Consider the following 16,812-nt stretch of genomic DNA (forward strand, 5'->3'; position numbering starts at 1 on the left):
GATATTGCCGTCCGGTGGCCCGCACCGCGCCGGGTTCCTCCCCTTTTCTCCCTTATTTCGCTGCATGAAAAAGCTACTTTTCCTCCTCGCCGTGGGCGGGGCCACTACCTCAGCCGCCCTGGCCCAAACCCCCACCCAGACGCCGGGTGCCGCCCCCACTACCACCATCGTGCGCACCGTGCCGCCCGCCGGCGGCCTCCAGCAAACCCCCGAGCAGATGGTGGCGCGCCGCGTGCAGTACCTCAGCACCGAGCTGGGCCTGAGCGCCGAGCAGCAAACCAAGCTGCAGCCCATTCTGCTGGCCCAGCGCGAGCAGCTGCAAACCCTGCGCGAAGGCCGCGTCACCAACGGCCGCCGCTACGGCTCGCCGCAGGACCTGAAAAACGCCGAAGTAAAATTCGATGAGCAGCTGAAAACGGTGTTCACGCCCGAGCAATTCGCCAAATACACCCAGATGAAGGCCGACCAGGCCGGCAAGCTGCCCGGCGGCCCGCGCCGGCCCATGCGGCCCGGTGCCCGCCCGGCCGCCCCGGCTCCGACGGAATAACGCGCCCGCAGGCCGGCAAATCCGGCCGGTTGGTCGATGCTTGGCGGTACGCAATGCTTTGGGCCACGGCACCGCATGGTTCTGGCACAAGGCTTGTCTTACCGAAAGCACGACCAGCTTGCCAGTGCAGCGGTTTTCCCTTCACCACCCCACTTTCTTCAACATCATGAAAAAGACCCTGTTTCTGCTCGTCGCCCTTGCTTTGACTACTGCCGGCACCAGCTTCGCCCAAACTGCCGTGAAAGCTACCGGCACCGATGCCAAACAAACCGCTCGCCACTATGGCAAGGGCCAGAAAGGCCCGAAAGACCCCGCCAAAATGGCCGACCACAAAGCCGGCAAAATGGCCAAGGAGCTCGGCCTGACCGCTGACCAGGAAGCCAAAGTGGAGAGCCTGATGCTGGCCCGCCAGCAGGAAAGCGCCACCCTCAAAGCCAAGTATGGCGCCGACCGCAAAGCCGGCCGCACCGAGATGAAAGCCGCCCACGACCGCTACGAGGCCCAGCTCAAAACCATCCTCACGCCCGAGCAATTCGCCAAGATGGACAAAATGAAAGCCGAGCACCACGGCCACGGCAAAGATGGCGGCAAAATGAAAATGAAGGCCAAAGCTTAATTACGCCCACATTCAGCCTTGAAAAAGCCTCAACGGAATTCCGTTGAGGCTTTTTGCATTGACAAACAAACGTGATGGACTTGCTTGCGCTGCTATTCTCGGTTTATCCGCAGTCGTCTTACGGTGCCGTTGGCTGCAGTAAGCGTCAGGTAATATAATCCCGTGGGCTGCTTCGATAAATCGACGGTCCGATGGGAATCTGATACGGTCATAATCTGACATAAGTGGCCCAATCCATCGAAGAGCCGAAGTTCTTCACTGCCCTGCAGCGGCCCAATTAACTGCGTCTGACCAGTACTCGGATTGGGGTAAGCAGCCACCGCAACGGTGGTGCCTTCCTGCTTTTTTTTGGCCAGCGCCATGCCGTTATAGCGCAACAGCATATTAGATGGGGCATTCGACCGGTAATTGAAAACCGTGGACGCCCATATCTGTGTGGGGCTGGTTGCAATAACTTCATTAAACGCGAAGTTGTCGGTGGCAAGCAGTTGCCAACTGGTTCCATTGTCGCGTGAAATGGCGGAGACGCCCACATCGGTGAAACCGGAAGTATAGCCGACGCTAATATAAGTGTGTGCTAAACCCGGAACGGCCGTTATTGAATTGAATAACGGCTGGCCACTGAAGGGAACTGGAATCCAGGTTTGGCCGCCATCCACCGTTCGTGCTAAGGCTTGAGGGTATTGTTTGTAAGCCAAGCCATGTTGCTCGTCCTCAAAAGCCACTTGTCCCACGCCACCAGTAGCAGTCCAGGTCAGCCCGGCATCGGTTGTGTGCAACACGTCGCCACCACTGGTCGACAGCCACAAGCTACTTCCAATGCCACATTTACGAAAGTAAACATTGTATGCCCCAGCGGGTGTTGCCGGTGCTGCTGCCGCCCATGTCCAGGTCGACCCGCCGTTGATAGTACGGTATATGGGGCCAGGGATTCCATAAGAATCGGCTGTTGCAGCAACGCCGATAGCAAGGGTGAAGAAATGGATAAGTTGGGTATTGGCTGGCAAAGCTCCCGCTACGGAAACAAAGCCTCGTGGTCCGGTAATCGTACGCTTTAACCCTGCCGCATCTATCAAAAACGCTGTTTGCGCATCCAGAGCTGATAATTCGATGCCGCTCCCACTTTGCTCCCAAGACTGCCCATTATCAAGGGTACGAAAGGTATCCTGAAAATTATATCCTTGAACCGTCGCACTTTGAAATGAGCCCCATAACACATTGGGCGCAGGAGCGGATATATGAAATGACCCGGCAGGCAAACCGTTAAAATAATTCGGCGCGCCGGCCACGGGCACCCAGGGCGACTGTGCCCACCCGGGGTGGTAAGTAACTACTAACAAGCTCGTTAGCAGTTGCAATTTTGGTAAAAATTTTTGCATCATTTGGAAATTGGAGAGGACCATTGAATACCCTAAACTAATCATACCAAAATGAAACACCAGAGCAATACCAAAATCATTATCAGGTAATTAATAAATTGCTCGCTTGCCTTGGCATCAACCCCAGGAACGGTTACTTCCCGGCCAGCATTTATATTTGACCTGTTCCCGATGTAATCTGAGTCTGGTCGCAATCCTCTTTTGCCCCTGCTTTCCCCCTTTTCATCTCATGCCTCCCCTCCCCAGTAGCACGGCCTCGGCCGTGCAAATCCAGCAGTTTTACGACAAGGGCCTGGCCCACGCCAGCTACGCCGTGCGCTGCGGCCGCCAGATTGCCGTCATCGACCCGGGCCGCGACCCCCAGCCCTACTACGATTTCGCCGACGAACACGAGGCGCGCATCGTGGCGGTGATTGAAACGCACCCGCACGCCGATTTTGTGTCGTCGCACCTGGAAATTGCCGAGGAAACCGAGGCCACCATCTACTGCAGCAAGCTGGTGGGGGCCAAATACCCGCACAAGAATTTCGACGATGGCGACCGCATCAAGCTCGGCAATGTGGAGCTGCACGCCATCAATACGCCGGGCCATTCGCCCGACAGCATCAGCATTCTGCTGCTCGATGAGCTGGCCCAGAGCCGGGCGGTGTTCACCGGCGACACGCTGTTTGTGGGCGACGTAGGCCGGCCCGACCTGCGCGAAGAAGAGGCCGTGGGGGGCCACCAGCGCGAGGCCCTGGCGGCTCAGCTCTACCAAAGCACCCGCAACAAGCTGATGACGCTGCCCGGCAGCACCAAGGTGTACCCCGCCCACGGCCCCGGCTCGCTCTGCGGCAAAACCACTAGCCCCGACCTCGACTCGACCATTGCCAAAGAGCTGAAAACCAACTACGCCCTGCAGCCCATGTCGGAGCAGGACTTCATCAAGGTGCTGCTCGAAGACCAGCCCTTCGTGCCCAAGTACTTCGGCCACGACGTGCAGCTCAACAAGCAGGGCGCCCCCAGCTTTGAAGACAGTATCCGGGCCGTGCCGCACCCGAGCAGCGCCGACGCGCTGGAGCCCGGAGTATTGCTCATCGATACCCGCCCAGCCGCCAAATTCCGAGCCGGCCACCTGCCCGGCGCCATCAACCTGCAGGATGGCGGCAAGTTTGAAACCTGGTTGGGCTCGGTAGTAGGCCCCAAGGAAAAGTTCTACTTGCTGGCCGACACCAAAATCGCGCTCGACACGGTGGTGCGCAAAACCGCCAAAATTGGCTACGAAGGCAATATCAAAGGCGCGCTGCTGGCCCCGGCCACCCTAACCGAAACCGCACCTGCCGTGGAGGTGGTAGCCGTGCGTCAGCATCCCGAGCAGTTCACCATTGTGGACATCCGCAACCGCACCGAGGCCAAAACCCCGGTGTTCGACAATGCGCTGGTGATTCCGCTGCCCGAGCTGCGCGAGCGGGCCCACGAAATCCCCACCGACAAGCCCATTCTGGTGCATTGCGCGGGCGGCTACCGCTCGGCGGCGGGCAGCAGCATCGTGCAGGCTGCGCTGCCCGGCGCGCAGGTGCTCGATTTGGGCGAGGCTGTGACAGATTTCCAACGGCAGGCGGTGCATTGAGTATGCGCGTTGCTGCTACATACAAGGGGGGCTTGAGGCGAATGCTTTAGGCCCCCTTCTTGTGTAACAGTCATCCAACGGTTTCTATGCCTAGTTGAAGATTATGACTTTACAAGCAATTATTAAGTGGTTCATCATATTCGTTAGCCTATTTCTGATTGCTTTCGCGGGATTCTGGGCGTATGCTTTAACATCTTTCGGCGGAGCATTTGACACTTATTATTCAAAGCAGGACCTGGTCGATAACTATCGTAGTAAAGGTGCCGAAATTCGTGAAGTTAAGAGGTTAATAAATCGTATAACGCCGAAAAACAAGTCTGTAAATATTGAGTTTGACGGCAATGACAAGCTGTTTTATTTTCATGTCATTCACGACGATGCTTACCGTAATAGCTGGGACCTGAATATCGATTCGGGGCAGGCAGATTCGTTGCTACATGAACTAAACTGGACCCGCGGCACTTTACGCAAATTGAAAACAGCACTTGATAACGCTAATTGTATATCTGTGCGGAACGGGGAGCCTTGCCAAGTTGGATTTCAGAGAAGCGGAATGGGAAAATATTCTTACAACCTATTTGATGCCCCCATTGCTGACAGCTTATTAACGCAATACCAGCGCAGTTGCACCTATATTATTTACAACAAGCAATTGGTTTTGGAATACGGTGGTGGTGCAATTGGGCCGCAGTGTTTCCCTGACTCAGTAGCGGGAAAACAGTCGTACTGAGTTAGCTGAAAAAAAATGTGTGCAATACCGTTTCACTGGTAGAGACTACCTCTTTCATCCAGCTTGAAAGTATCTTTGAGGTCCATTCCTCCCTATGCGCGTTCTCCACACCGCCGACTGGCACCTTGGCCAGCACTTCCTCACCGGCCAGGAACGCACCACCGAGCAGCAGGCTTTTCTCGACTGGCTGCTCCTGACGGTGCAGGCCCAGGCCATTGACACACTGGTAATTGCCGGCGATATTTTCGATACACAGTCGCCCTCCTATACGGCGCAGGAGCAGTACTACACCTTTCTGGTACGGATGCAGGCCACCGGCTGCCGCGACATTGTGGTAGTAGGCGGCAACCACGACTCGCCTACCATGCTCAACGCCTCGCGGCGCTTGCTGCGGCAGCTGCGCATTCACGTGGTGGGCGGCGTGCCCGCCGACCCCGCCGAACAGGTGCTGCACCTGAACGCCGCCGACGGCCGGCCCGGCCTGGTGGTGTGCGCCGTGCCCTTCCTGCGCGACCGCGACATTCGGCTGGCCGTGGCCGGCGAAAGCCCCGACGACCGCCAAATCCGTATTCGCCAGAGCATTGCCGGGCATTATGCCGCGCTATCCGAAATGGACGTGGTGCGCCGCCTGCGCGAGCAGGACGTGCCCGTGCTGGCCACCGGCCACCTCTACGCGGCCGGCGGCGAGGCCCGCGAAGGCGCCGAGCGCGACGTGCACATTGGCGGGCTGGGGCTGGTGGGGGCCGAGCATTTTCCGGCCGCGTTCGACTACGTGGCGCTGGGCCACCTGCACCGCCCGCAGGTGGTGGGCGGGCGCCAGCACATTCGTTACTCGGGCTCGCCGGTGCCGCTGTCCTTCACCGAGGCCGACGACAAGCAACAAGTGCTGCTGCTGGAGTTTAAGGGAGCTGGCGCGCCCGTCATTACTCCCCTATCGGTGCCGGTGGCGCGGCGGCTGCAGCGCTTCCACGGCACGCTTGACGAGGTGGAAGCTGATATTCTGGCCTACGATAACTCGGCCTTCGCGCTGGTGGCCTGGGCCGACGTGCTGGTGCGCTCCGACGAAACGCCCGCCGAAGTGCAGCGCCGCGTGCAGGCCGTGCTGCAACTGCAAAAGCAGCAAGTAATTGCCCCGCGCGGCGTGCGCCACCAGCGCGCCACCGAGCAACCCGACCTGGCCGCCGACATCGCGCCGCTGGCGCAGCTGCACGAGCTGACAGTGGATGAGGTATTTGGGCGGCGCGTGGCGGGCCTGCCGCCCGAGCGCGCCGCGGCCCTCACGGCCACATTTGGCGAGCTGCGCCAGTTGCTGAGCGAGGCCGAGCCCACGGTCGGCTCGACCCATGAGTAAGCGGCTGGCGACCAAACCAGTTGGCGGGAAGCACCACCACTTATCTTTACCAACCTGCTTGCTGGCAGAACATTTATTCCCCTTTTTCTTTATTCAGTTCCTTTCCAAAATGAACAAAAAATTACCCGTGCTTGGGCTGTTCCTGGCGCTAGCGGCTGCCGACCACGCGCAGGCCCAGGCCTCCTTAATTGCCAACGGCGTTGTGGCCGCTTTTAACATTGGCCGCATGGCCTCACGCAAAAAAGAGGCGGTGAATGCGCCCAAGGCGGCCATCGAACAGTACCGGGGCCAGTCGTACCCGGTGCTGCGCACGCCCGATGGAGAATTGCCCAAAAAGGGCGAGGCCGAAATCAGAGAGGTCGAAACCCAGCTCGACCGCTTCCGCACCGCCCTGCGGGCCGATTCGACCAGCGTACTGTGCACGCCCGAGCAGCGCACGGCTTTTCAGGCGGCCATCGTGAGCCTGGCCCGCGCACAGTCGAAATGGGACCTGCAGCCCTACCAGCAGGAGGCCACTTTTTACCTGGCTGAGGATGCCCGCCGCCAGCGCGCGGCAGCTTCGGTGCCCGCTAAGTAGGCTGTTTTTACCGCATTTTAGTTGACTCCGCGCCCGCCTTGCCCGCTTTCTGCTGGTGGGGCGGGCGTAATTTTAGGCCATGAAAATTATCAGCGTCCGCTTCGCTAACCTGAACTCGCTGCCCGGTCCGTTTCTGATTCGCTTCGACGAAACGCCCCTGGCTGATACGGGGCTGTTTGCCATTACGGGGCCTACCGGCGCGGGCAAAAGCACGTTGCTCGATGCTATTTCGGTGGGCCTCTACGGCCGGGTGCCGCGCCACGACCGGCAGGTGGGCGAAATGGTGAGCCGCCACGCCAAGGACGCGTTTTCGGAGGTCGAATTCGAAGTGCACGAAACCAACCCCGACACCGGCACCGTGGGCCGCGTGCGCTACCGCGCGCGCTGGGAGGTGAAGCGCAAGACCCGGGGCGACGACAAAGGCGGCCTCGGCCAGGACGCCATGACGCTGGTAATGAGCCCCTCGGGCGTGGCCGTGATTTCGGGCAAGGAGGCCGTGCCGGCGCGCGTGAGCGAGCTGTCGGGGCTGGATTTTGGGCAGTTCGAGCAGTCGGTGCTGCTGAGCCAGGGCAAGTTTGCGCGTTTCCTGCACGCGCCGGAAAAGGAGCGCAGCGCCCTGCTCGAAAAGATGACCAACGTGGGCATTTACTCGCGGCTAAGCGTGGCGGCGTTTGAAAAAGCCAAGGAGGAGGAGCTGAAAACCAAGCTGCTGCGCGCCAAGCTGGACGCGACCCGGCTGCTATCGGAGGAAGAGCGGGCCGGGCTGGAGCGGCAGTTGGATGAATTGAACGAAGCCACCGAGCAGCACCACGAGGAAGAGCAGGAACTGACCATCTGCCTAACCTGGCGCACCATTCTCGACCAACTCGACCAGCAGCTGCACAAAGCGGAGCAAGAAGCCGAACGCCTGCGCCGCGACGATGACGCCCTGCAACCGGAGTTTGCCCGGCTTGAGGGCCACCTGCGCGCGGCGGCCGTAGACAAGCCTCTGGCCCTGGCGGCCGCCGCCGAGCAGGAATTGCAGCGCCTCGACCACGACTTGCAGACGCTGGAACAAGCGCACCCCACGCTGGCACAAGCCGCCGAGATTACCAGTGCCGCCGTGGCCACCGCGCAGCAAGCGCACGCCACGGCCGAGGCCACCGAAAACCGGTTGCGCCCCATTCTGACCAAAGCGCGCGAAACCGATGTCGCGCTGGCGGCCGCCGAAACCCAGGTCGCCAAAAGCGAAAAAACCTACGAGGCTGCCCAGGAGGGCCACCGCCTGAAACAACAGAACTGGCAGCAGCAGGACCAGCAACTCACCGCGCTGGCTGAGCAGAAAGCCACGTTGGAGGCCTGGCTGCTGGCGCACAACCATGAGAATGACCTGACGTTGGAGCTAGGCGAAATCAAGCGCCAGCTACTGGACCTGGAGGGCGTGACCACGCCGCAACGGGCGCTGGAAGCCCGGCAGGAAGAGCACCTGAAAACCTTACAAACGGCTTCCGACGACCTCAAGCGCCTGCAACGCGCCGAAGCCGATGCCCTGGCCGAACAGCAGCGGCTGGTGGCGCAGGGCCGCCCCTCACGAGCCGAGCGGGATGCCCTGCTCGAAGGCACCGACGCCGCCGCGCTCGCCCAGCGCGAGGCCGAACTTACGGCCCAACTCTACCTATGCCAGCGCCTGCTGCCCCTGGCCCAAACCGCACAGGCCCAACAGGCCCGCGTGCAGGAAATCGACCACCAACAGGCCACGCAGACAGAATCGCTGCGACGAGCGGAGCTTGATTTTGGCCACCTCAAAACGCGCCGCGACGATGCCCAGCACCTGCTGGAAAGCTACCAGCGCGAGCTGCGCATCCACCAGGCCCTGGCCGACCTCAACGCCCACCGCCACCAACTGCGCGATGGCGAACCCTGCCCGCTGTGCGGCGCGCTGGAACACGCTTTCGCGGCCGATTTTACTGCCGAAGCAGGCGAGCAAGAGCAGCGGGTGACGCAGCAGCAAGCCAACCTCGCACAGGTAGACCACGAGCTAAGAACCGCCGACCAAGCCCTGGTGCGCCAGCAAACCGAGCAGCAACAGCTGCTGCTGCGCCGCCAGGAGGCTGCCGAGGCCGTAACGCTGGCGCAGGCCCAGGCGGCTGAACTGGCAACTGGCCTGGCATCGGCCCTGCCTGACCCAGCCAGCCCGATGGCCATCGAACAGCGCCTGGCTGAAACCCGCACGGCCCAAGCCGCCGCCGCGGCCACTTGCCGCCGGTTGGCCGATTTGGATAAGCAGTTGGCGGAGCTGAAGGAACAGCACACCGAAGCGGGCACCGCGGCCATTCGGGCCCGTGGCGAGGCTGCGCTGGCCAGCCAACGCCACGAAACCGCCCAGCTGAAACTGGCTGAACTGAAAAACGAACTGGCCGACTACCGCGAGCAGGCGGCCAATTACCGCCAGGTTATTCAGGGCCTGCTGCGGCCCCATGGCCTGGTGCTACCGCCGACTCAGCCCTACGACGGGGTGCTGGCCACCCTTGGCGAGCGGGCCAGCGCCTTTGTAAGCCAGCGCGAAGCTCTCAAAACCCTCGACGACAACATCACCCGACAGCAGGCGCAGCAGCAGTCGCAAAGCCAGGTGCTGGCCGAACAGCAGCGCTTGCTCGTGGCTAGCGCGGCGGCGCTGGCTAGCGAGCAAGCCGGTTTGGAACAGCAGCGAAAAGCCCGGCTGGCCGATTACGGCGGCCTCGACCCTGCCGGGGAATTGGCGCAGCTGCAACGCCAGGTCCAGGAAATGGCCCGGGCATACCAACACGCTCAAGCCGAGCAGAATACCCACCAGCAGGCGCTCACAAAGAACCGCACGCTTTTCACGCAGCTTCAGCAGCAGCAGAACCAATCGCACGCCACTGCCGAAGCCCGCCGGGCCGAGCTTACGGCGGCCCTCGCTACGGCCAGCTTTGCCACGGCCGATGAAGCCCGGGCCCTGCTCCTGCCCGCCGCCGAAGCCGAACGCCTCGCCCGCCGCCGCCAGGACCACCACACGGCCCAGGCTGCCACCGCCCGCCGCCTTGCCGACCTCACCGCCGAGCTGCACCACCACGCCGAGGCCGGCCTCACGCCCCACACCGCCGCCGAACTCACGGCCCAGCTCAATGCGCTGTCGGCAGCCGATGACATTCTGCAGCAGAAGCTCGGAGCCGTAGGCAACCAGTTGAAGCAGGACGACGATGCCCGCCAATTGCTGGCCGCCGGCCTGCACGAAATGACGCTCCGCCAGCAGGAAGAGCAACGCTGGCAGGACCTGAGCGAGCAAATTGGCTCGGCGCGGGGCGACAAATTCAGCCAGTTTGCCCAGGGCCTCACGCTCACGCACCTGGCCCGGCTGGCCAACCTGCGCTTGCGTCAGCTCACGGGCCGCTACACCATCCTGAAAACGCCTAACCGCAACCTGGAGCTGCAAATAGTCGACCACGACCAGGCCGACACGGTGCGCCCCATGGCCTCGCTTTCGGGTGGCGAAAGCTTTCTGGTGAGCCTGGCCCTGGCCCTGGGTTTGAGCGAACTAGCCGGCCACAAGGCCCGCATCGAGTCGCTGTTTATCGACGAAGGCTTTGGTACGCTCGACCCCGACGCCCTCAACACGGCCCTCGATGCGCTGGAAAAGCTCCAGCACTCGGGCAAGATGATTGGCATCATCTCCCACGTGTCCGACCTCAAGGAGCGCATCGGCACCCAGATTCGGGTGCGGCCCGGCGCAGGCGGCAACAGCACCGTGCACGTAGTCGACCTGCGCGGCGATGAAACCGACTGCGCGGTGTAGCGACTATTGGCTGAATGCTTTTACCTCGGCCCAGGTCCAGTAGTTCTTTGCCACAATGCCCGCGTAGCCCGTCCGAAAAAACGCCACCACTTCCCGCTCCAGCACCTCGGGCGCGATGGATGAGGCGTAAATCGGCCGGCCGTCGGGGTCGGCGTAGCGCTCGGCTTTGGTGAGCTTCTTCCCGGTGAGGCGCAGCAGCGGGCCAGTGTCGGTAATGCCGTCGGCGGCCCATACGCGGCCGCTGGTTTCCAGCGCATTCAGGCGGGCTGCCAGCGGGGCCAGGCTCAGGCGCGGCAGCGTGGGGCGGCTTTCGAGGTCAATCCAAGTGGTGTATTTGTATTCGAGCTCGTAGCGCCGGCCTTCGTACACACTCAGCACAATATCGGAGCCGGCCGTGGGGCCGAACAAGGCATAATAGGGTGCCGGCGCGGGCGTTTCGACCACGGCCAAGCCAATTTCCGGGTAAACCCGCCGCTGCGTGGGCGGCGCTTGCAGCCGAGCCACGGCGGCGTGCACACGGTCGACCTCCGGCTGCCAGGCGGCGCGGCCGCTTTCGGGGTTTTCGAGCACGGACGCGAAGCGGGGCAGAAACCACTCGAACTTCTCGGCCGAAGCCTCATCCTCGCGCCGCCGCCGGGCCGGGGCGCCGAAAGGCTCATAGAAGCGAGCCTTTTCCTCGGCGTTCAGCCAGCACACCAGCTGCAGCGCGTGGCGGGCCAGCGGGTGCGCAAAGTCGATTTCCCGAAAATCGCCCAGCCCGGCCACCAGGCGCAGCAATTCTTCGTGGCGCAACGCCAGCGCCGGGTTCAGCAGCGCCCACACGCCCACGAAGCCATCCACGTCGAAGTGGTTAGCCGTTACGGTCCCAGCTTCGAGGCCCGGCGTGGCGGGGTGGTGCAGGGCGCGCAGGGCCGAGCCGGCGCTGGTATCGTCACGCAACGGAGCGGGCGTGGCGGCCCCGCGCCAGTGGGCCAGGGTGAGCACTGCGCCCAGCCCCACGCTATCGACCACGATAGTAGGCTGCTGCCGAAGCTGAGCAAAAGGAACGAAGTCACGGTTCATGGCGCAAAGCTGCGGCCGAATTGACAAAGGTGCTACTGCGGGTCACTTTCGCTGTTTTTCCCGCCCCGGCCATCAGCAGTAAGCCGCTGGATGCAAAAACTTTCAGTTCTTTCAGGCCGCCGGTTTTGCTGTGTTGCTCGTGCTTATCAGGGCTACGGCCGAGTTTTTTCTCGCTTTGGCCGAATAAATTGCCTTTCATGCATTTGCCGGAAGGAATATTTACCTGACGTCGGCCAGCGGCTATTTGTGAAACCCGGTTTGTGGCGTTAACTTGGCAAGCAATGCGCGCCGCTGGCAACATTTTGCACCAACTTTCTCACAATAGTTTCCACATTTTTTCCTTTATCCTGTGATGATACTCGTACCTGCTTGCCTGCTTCGCAAATTGCCGATGGCCGGTTTCTTACTCGCGCTGCTTCTGCTCGGCAATGCCCCCACTGCCAAGGCCCAGACCTGGATGGTGAGCACCACTGCGCAAATCAAGCTCGGGGTGCTCGATAAGTACGGCCAGCTCGGCCCCTACACGGCTACTTTCATCGTGCACAACGAGCGCACCGGCAAAGACTACTTCCTGGTGAAGGAGCTGACCAAGGGCCAAACCGGCATCGATGTGCTGTTCCCCACCGAAGCGTCGGACCCCGAGTATTTCAAAGCCGAATCGGGCGAAGCAGCTTCGGCCATTCCGGGCCGCTATACCTGGGAATGCCGCGTGAAAGGAGCACGGGTCGTGGGCGGGCATTTTGTCTTCCCCGAGGTTGGCAACGACATCTCGGTGGTGCAGCGCTAAGCAACTCATCAGTATTTTTTCGTTAAAAGCCCGGCTCTTGGCCGGGCTTTTTCGTTTTCCCGTATTCTCTTGGTGCAGCCGGCCGCTGGCGGGCGCCAGCAACTGGCTGCAATCGTCTTCTTTTTCGCCCTTTTTCCTTTTTCCCGTGCCCCGCAAGTCCTTTTCCGAGCTCATCGACAGCCCCGGCATGCCCGTGCTGGTCGATTTCTACGCCACCTGGTGTGGCCCCTGCAAAACCATGGCCCCCATTCTGGAACAGGTGGCGGCCCAGCACGGCGGCAAGCTGCGCGTCATCAAAATCGACGTGGACAAGAACCAGGCCGTGGCCCAGCAGTATCGCGTGCAGAGCATCCCGACGCTGATTCTGTTCCACAAGGGGCAGCCGGTGTGGCGGCAGGCGGGCGTGGTGCCCGCCCCCCAGATTGCCCAGGCCCTGCGCCCTTTTGTGGAGCAATAGCGCACCGGGCGCAAACTATCCGGCCCGGGGCGGCGTTGCGCGAGGGCTACCTTTGTGCCTCGCCCTGTTCGCTGCTGTATGGTTTTTAGTTTGACGACGCGCTGTTTCTGGATTGTTACGCTTCTGGTTTTATTGAATGCCGTGCCCGGCCGGGCGCAGGAGGCTGCGCGCATTACGCTGAGCGGCACCGTGCGCGGCGCGCACGGCGAAACCCTGCCCGGGGCCAGCGTGGCGGTGCCCGCCCTGGCCACCGGCACCGCGGCCGACTCGGTAGGCCACTACCGCCTGAGCCTGCCGGCCGGCCGGGTGCAGTTGGTGGTCACGTCCATCGGCTACCGCACCATTACCCGCGACCTCAACCTGACCAAAAGCCAGCGGCTGAGCTTCGACTTGGAGGAAAACAACCAGGAGCTGGGCGAGGTGCTGGTAACGGGCAGCGTGAGCCTGGAGCAAAAGCTGAAAACCACCCAGATGGGCGTCGAGCACCTCAACATTCGCGAAGCGAAGCTGCTGCCGGCGCTGTTTGGCGAAGTTGATATTCTGAAAACGCTGCAGCTGAAGCCCGGCGTGCAGAGTGGTGGCGAGGGCACCAGCGGCCTGTTCGTGCGCGGCGGCTCATCGGACCAGAACCTGGTGCTGCTCGATAACACGGTGGTGTACAACCCCAACCACTTGTTCGGGCTGTTTTCAGTGTTCAACTCCGATGCGGTGCAGAGCGTGGACTTGTACAAGTCGGGCTTTCCGGCGCAGTTTGGCGGGCGGCTGTCGTCGGTAGTCGATGTGAAGCTGCGCGAAGGTGACCGGCAGAAGTACGTGGCCACGGGCGGCATCGGGCTGATTTCGTCGCGCGGTACGCTGGAAGGGCCCATCAACAAGGGCAAGGGCTCGTTCATCGTGAGCGGGCGGCGCACGTATTTCGATATCTTCACCCGCGCCCTCAACAAGCGCAACGAGGGCAAGGAAGACTACAGCCCGATTCCGGACTACTATTTCTACGACCTCAACGCCAAGGCCAATTATACGCTGGGCGAGAAGGACCAGCTGTTTCTGACCGGCTACCTGGGGCGCGATATCTTCGGTTTCAGCAGTACCGGCGGCTTCAATTTCAGCTTTCAGTGGGGCAACACGCTGGGCGCGCTGCGCTGGAACCACGTGTTTTCGCCCAAGCTGTTCGTGAACACCACGGCCTCGGTTTCGGACTATAAATACAGCCTCGTCAACAAGCTCGACCAGTTCAGCTTCACGCTCGGTTCGCGCATCACCGACTACACCGGGCGCACCGATTTTGAGTACACGCCCGACGACCGGCACCAAGTGAAGTTTGGGGCCACGGCCACGCAGCACACCTTTGGCGTGGGCCGGCTCGATGCCAACTCCGGCGATGGCCGTGTGAATTTCGGCTCCGATGTAAACTACTACGGCCTCGACGGTGCCGTGTACGCTTCCGACAACTACAAGGCCACCGACAAGCTGCAGCTCGAGGGCGGCCTGCGGCTGACGGGCTTCCGGAGCGGCGACAACCAGTACGGCGGCCTGGAGCCGCGCGCCGCCGCCCGCTACTCGCTGAATGAGAAAACCTCTTTCAAGCTGAACTACGCGCTGATGTACCAGTACGTGCACCTCGTCACGAACTCAGGCGCGACGCTGCCAACGGATATCTGGTACCCCTCGCGGCTGCGCGTGAAGCCGCAACGCTCGCAACAGGTGAGCGGCGGGGGCAGCTTTTTGCTGTTTGGCGGTAAGTACCTGCTCACCAACGAGCTGTATTACAAGTGGGGCCAGAACCAGGTTGATTTCCGCGACGGCGCGCAGCTGTTTGCCAACCCAGACTTGGACGCGGAGTTCATTTTTGGCAAAAGCTGGGCCTATGGCAACGAAATTTACTTAGAGAAGAAAACCGGCCGCACCACCGGCTGGATTGGCTACACGCTGGCTTGGAGCTGGCGCAACTTCCAGCCCCAGAACGGCACCAACGGCGTGAACAATGGCCGCGACTTCCATCCCAATTACGACCGCCGCCACAACCTGACCGTGGTGGTCATGCACCAGCTTAACCCCCGGCTCAGCCTCACGGCCAGCTTCATTTACACCTCGGGCAACCTGACCACGCTGCCGCTGGGCCGCTTTGGGGTGCAGGACATTCCGGGCTCGAGCGTGGGCATCGACCCGCGCCCGGTACCCATCTACCCCGACCGCAACTCCTACCGCCTCATCCCCTACCACCGGCTCGACCTCGGCGCGGTGTATAAAGTAGGCACTCGCCGCAACAACGACTTGACGCTGAGCATTTATAATGCCTACAACCGCCGCAACGCGTACTTCGTGTTTTTTGACACGGTGCGCGACAAGGCGACCAACCGCACCACGGGCTTCGCGGCCAAGCAGGTGTCGCTGTTCCCGGTCATCCCGTCGCTCACATACAATTTCCGGTTTTAATTCTTTGTTAAGTATTAAGAACGTCATGCTTCGACTGCGCTCAGCATGACCGCCAAAACTGATTTACCAATGCCTTCTCGACTTAAACCTGCCACGCTCCTACTGCTCCTGCTGGCCCTGGCGGCCGGCTGTGGCAAGCTGCAGAACGACATCAACGTGCCGCTGCCCAGCTATTCAGCTGAGCTGGTGCTGGAATGCTACCTCGAGCCCGGCAAGGTGCCCAGCCTGGCGGTGACTACCTCGGTGCCCTACCTGGGGGCGGTGCTGCCCCAGGTGCCCACCGACGTGACGGTGACCCTGACCATGCCCAATGGTACGCTGGTGCCGCTGGCCTTCAACCCCAATTACAGGGCCCTGACTGACACGACTTCGGGCGAAAAATTCCACTCGCACATTGGCCGCAGCCGGCTGGTGGCCAAGGCCGGCGACGTGTTCAAGATTGATGTACAGGACACCCAGGGCCGCCACATTACGGGCACTACCACGATGATGGCGCCGATTCCGATTGATTCGGTGGAGTACAAGTTCAACGACAAAACCGGAACGAACCGCAAGGCTTACTTCCTCACCAATTTCCGCGACCCGGCCACGCCCGACGACTGCTACCGCCTGCAGCTGCACAAGGGCACGCCCACGGCCAAAAACCTGCTGAAATCGCCGGAAGTCGACATGTCGGTACAGGACCGGCTGCTCAACGGCCAGCCGTTTGTGCTCGGCACCAGCTACCGTTTCAGCGCCGGCGATACCGTGACGGCGACGCTCTATCACACCGATTTTGCCTACTACCGCTTCCGGCAGTCGGTGCGCGACGCGCGCGGGGCCAACGGCAACCCGTTTGCGCAGCCTTCGGCCATCTATAGCAACGTGCAGGGCGGCGTGGGCATCTTCACGGTGCTCAGCGGCACGATGACGACGAAGATTGTAAAATAGCCTTTCTAAAAAATAGCAGTTCGCCCGGGCAACCTTTGCGGCCGGCAGTGCATCTACCGGTCATCACTCACCCCAACCCCTTTTTCCTTTCCTATGAATTCCTTCCGCTACACCCTCCTTGCGCTGGCGCTGACTACCATCAGCCTCAGCAGCTGCGAAAAAGATGATACCACCGTTACGCCGCAGCCGACGACGCTCACGGCCTCGCAGCAAATTACCACCGGCAGCTGGCGCCTCGACCAGATTACCGAGCGCGGCCAGGTAACTGGCACCGGCGCGGGCATCAAAGACCAGTACTCGCTCACCTTCCGCAGCGATGGCACCTACACCCAGAAAATTCTGGCCGACAACAGCACTTACCCCGGTACCTGGATGCTGATGAACAACAATGCGATGCTGCACCTTACCGACAACAAGGGGGCCAGCACCGATTACATGGTGACGGTCCTCACGGCAAAGGAGCTGCGCTACAACTTCATCAACAAGAACGGGTTTACGGAGGAGCGCACGTTTTCGGCCCAGCCGTAAGCCGCATCGC

At 61.4% G+C, this 16,812-nt stretch carries 15 protein-coding genes; 12 read left to right on the top strand and 3 right to left on the bottom strand.

The features are described from left to right. The first annotated feature begins 64 nt into the window (after positions 1–64). The gene (locus tag MON38_RS01520) at positions 65–547 is read left to right on the top strand and encodes a DUF4890 domain-containing protein (RefSeq protein ID WP_241934364.1); all 483 of its coding nucleotides are present in this window, start codon (positions 65–67) and stop codon (positions 545–547) included. 166 nt (positions 548–713) lie between these two features. After that, positions 714–1,163 carry a DUF4890 domain-containing protein gene (locus tag MON38_RS01525; RefSeq protein WP_241934365.1) on the top strand — a complete coding sequence of 150 codons (450 nt, stop codon included), beginning with the start codon at positions 714–716 and terminating at the stop codon, positions 1,161–1,163. 92 nt (positions 1,164–1,255) lie between these two features. On the opposite strand, the gene MON38_RS01530 is transcribed toward MON38_RS01525, so the two are convergent. Further along, complete coding sequence (locus MON38_RS01530) at positions 1,256–2,542, bottom strand: T9SS type A sorting domain-containing protein (protein ID WP_241934366.1); 1,287 nt, start codon at positions 2,540–2,542, stop codon at positions 1,256–1,258. Positions 2,543–2,771: 229 nt separating this feature from the next. Between MON38_RS01530 and MON38_RS01535 the strand changes: the two genes are divergently transcribed. The 5 genes from MON38_RS01535 to MON38_RS01555 all read left to right on the top strand — a co-directional run bounded on the left by MON38_RS01535 (position 2,772) and on the right by MON38_RS01555 (position 10,602). After that, entirely contained in the window at positions 2,772–4,151 is a 1,380-nt protein-coding gene (locus tag MON38_RS01535; RefSeq protein WP_241934367.1) for an MBL fold metallo-hydrolase, read from the top strand. A gap of 103 nt (positions 4,152–4,254) precedes the next feature. Continuing rightward, positions 4,255–4,881, top strand: a complete 627-nt coding sequence (locus MON38_RS01540; RefSeq protein WP_241934368.1) for a hypothetical protein — start codon at positions 4,255–4,257, stop codon at positions 4,879–4,881. A gap of 94 nt (positions 4,882–4,975) precedes the next feature. Then, entirely contained in the window at positions 4,976–6,232 is a 1,257-nt protein-coding gene (gene sbcD / locus MON38_RS01545) for an exonuclease subunit SbcD (RefSeq protein WP_241934369.1), read from the top strand. A gap of 109 nt (positions 6,233–6,341) precedes the next feature. Beyond that, entirely contained in the window at positions 6,342–6,809 is a 468-nt protein-coding gene (locus tag MON38_RS01550; protein ID WP_241934370.1) for a hypothetical protein, read from the top strand. A 79-nt stretch (positions 6,810–6,888) separates the two neighbouring features. Next, entirely contained in the window at positions 6,889–10,602 is a 3,714-nt protein-coding gene (locus tag MON38_RS01555) for an AAA family ATPase (protein WP_241934371.1), read from the top strand. 3 nt (positions 10,603–10,605) lie between these two features. Here the strand turns inward: MON38_RS01555 and MON38_RS01560 are convergent, their stop codons facing one another. Continuing rightward, positions 10,606–11,664, bottom strand: coding sequence for a DUF6687 family protein (locus MON38_RS01560; RefSeq protein WP_241934372.1), 1,059 nt, complete (start codon positions 11,662–11,664; stop codon positions 10,606–10,608). Then, positions 11,654–11,863: a hypothetical protein gene (locus MON38_RS01565; RefSeq protein WP_241934373.1), complete on the bottom strand. Its 210-nt coding sequence runs from the start codon at positions 11,861–11,863 to the stop codon at positions 11,654–11,656. Before MON38_RS01565 ends, MON38_RS01560 begins: the two co-directional genes overlap by 11 nt. Positions 11,864–12,055: 192 nt before the next feature. Between MON38_RS01565 and MON38_RS01570 the strand changes: the two genes are divergently transcribed. From MON38_RS01570 to MON38_RS01590, 5 genes are all read left to right on the top strand, one after another. Further along, positions 12,056–12,451: a hypothetical protein gene (locus tag MON38_RS01570; RefSeq protein ID WP_241934374.1), complete on the top strand. Its 396-nt coding sequence runs from the start codon at positions 12,056–12,058 to the stop codon at positions 12,449–12,451. A 145-nt stretch (positions 12,452–12,596) separates the two neighbouring features. Then, a complete protein-coding gene (gene trxA / locus MON38_RS01575; protein ID WP_241934375.1) occupies positions 12,597–12,908 on the top strand; it encodes a thioredoxin in 312 nt (103 codons plus the stop codon). Positions 12,909–12,986: 78 nt separating this feature from the next. Continuing rightward, positions 12,987–15,344 (top strand): TonB-dependent receptor, encoded by a 2,358-nt coding sequence (locus tag MON38_RS01580; RefSeq protein WP_241934376.1) that lies wholly within the window; start codon positions 12,987–12,989, stop codon positions 15,342–15,344. A 69-nt stretch (positions 15,345–15,413) separates the two neighbouring features. Continuing rightward, the gene (locus MON38_RS01585; protein WP_241934377.1) at positions 15,414–16,274 is read left to right on the top strand and encodes a DUF4249 domain-containing protein; all 861 of its coding nucleotides are present in this window, start codon (positions 15,414–15,416) and stop codon (positions 16,272–16,274) included. A 93-nt stretch (positions 16,275–16,367) separates the two neighbouring features. Beyond that, a complete protein-coding gene (locus MON38_RS01590) occupies positions 16,368–16,802 on the top strand; it encodes a lipocalin family protein (protein WP_241934378.1) in 435 nt (144 codons plus the stop codon). Positions 16,803–16,812: the final 10 nt, after the last annotated feature.

The organism is Hymenobacter cyanobacteriorum (genome assembly GCF_022631375.1).
Classification (GTDB): Bacteria; Bacteroidota; Bacteroidia; order Cytophagales; family Hymenobacteraceae; genus Hymenobacter; species Hymenobacter cyanobacteriorum.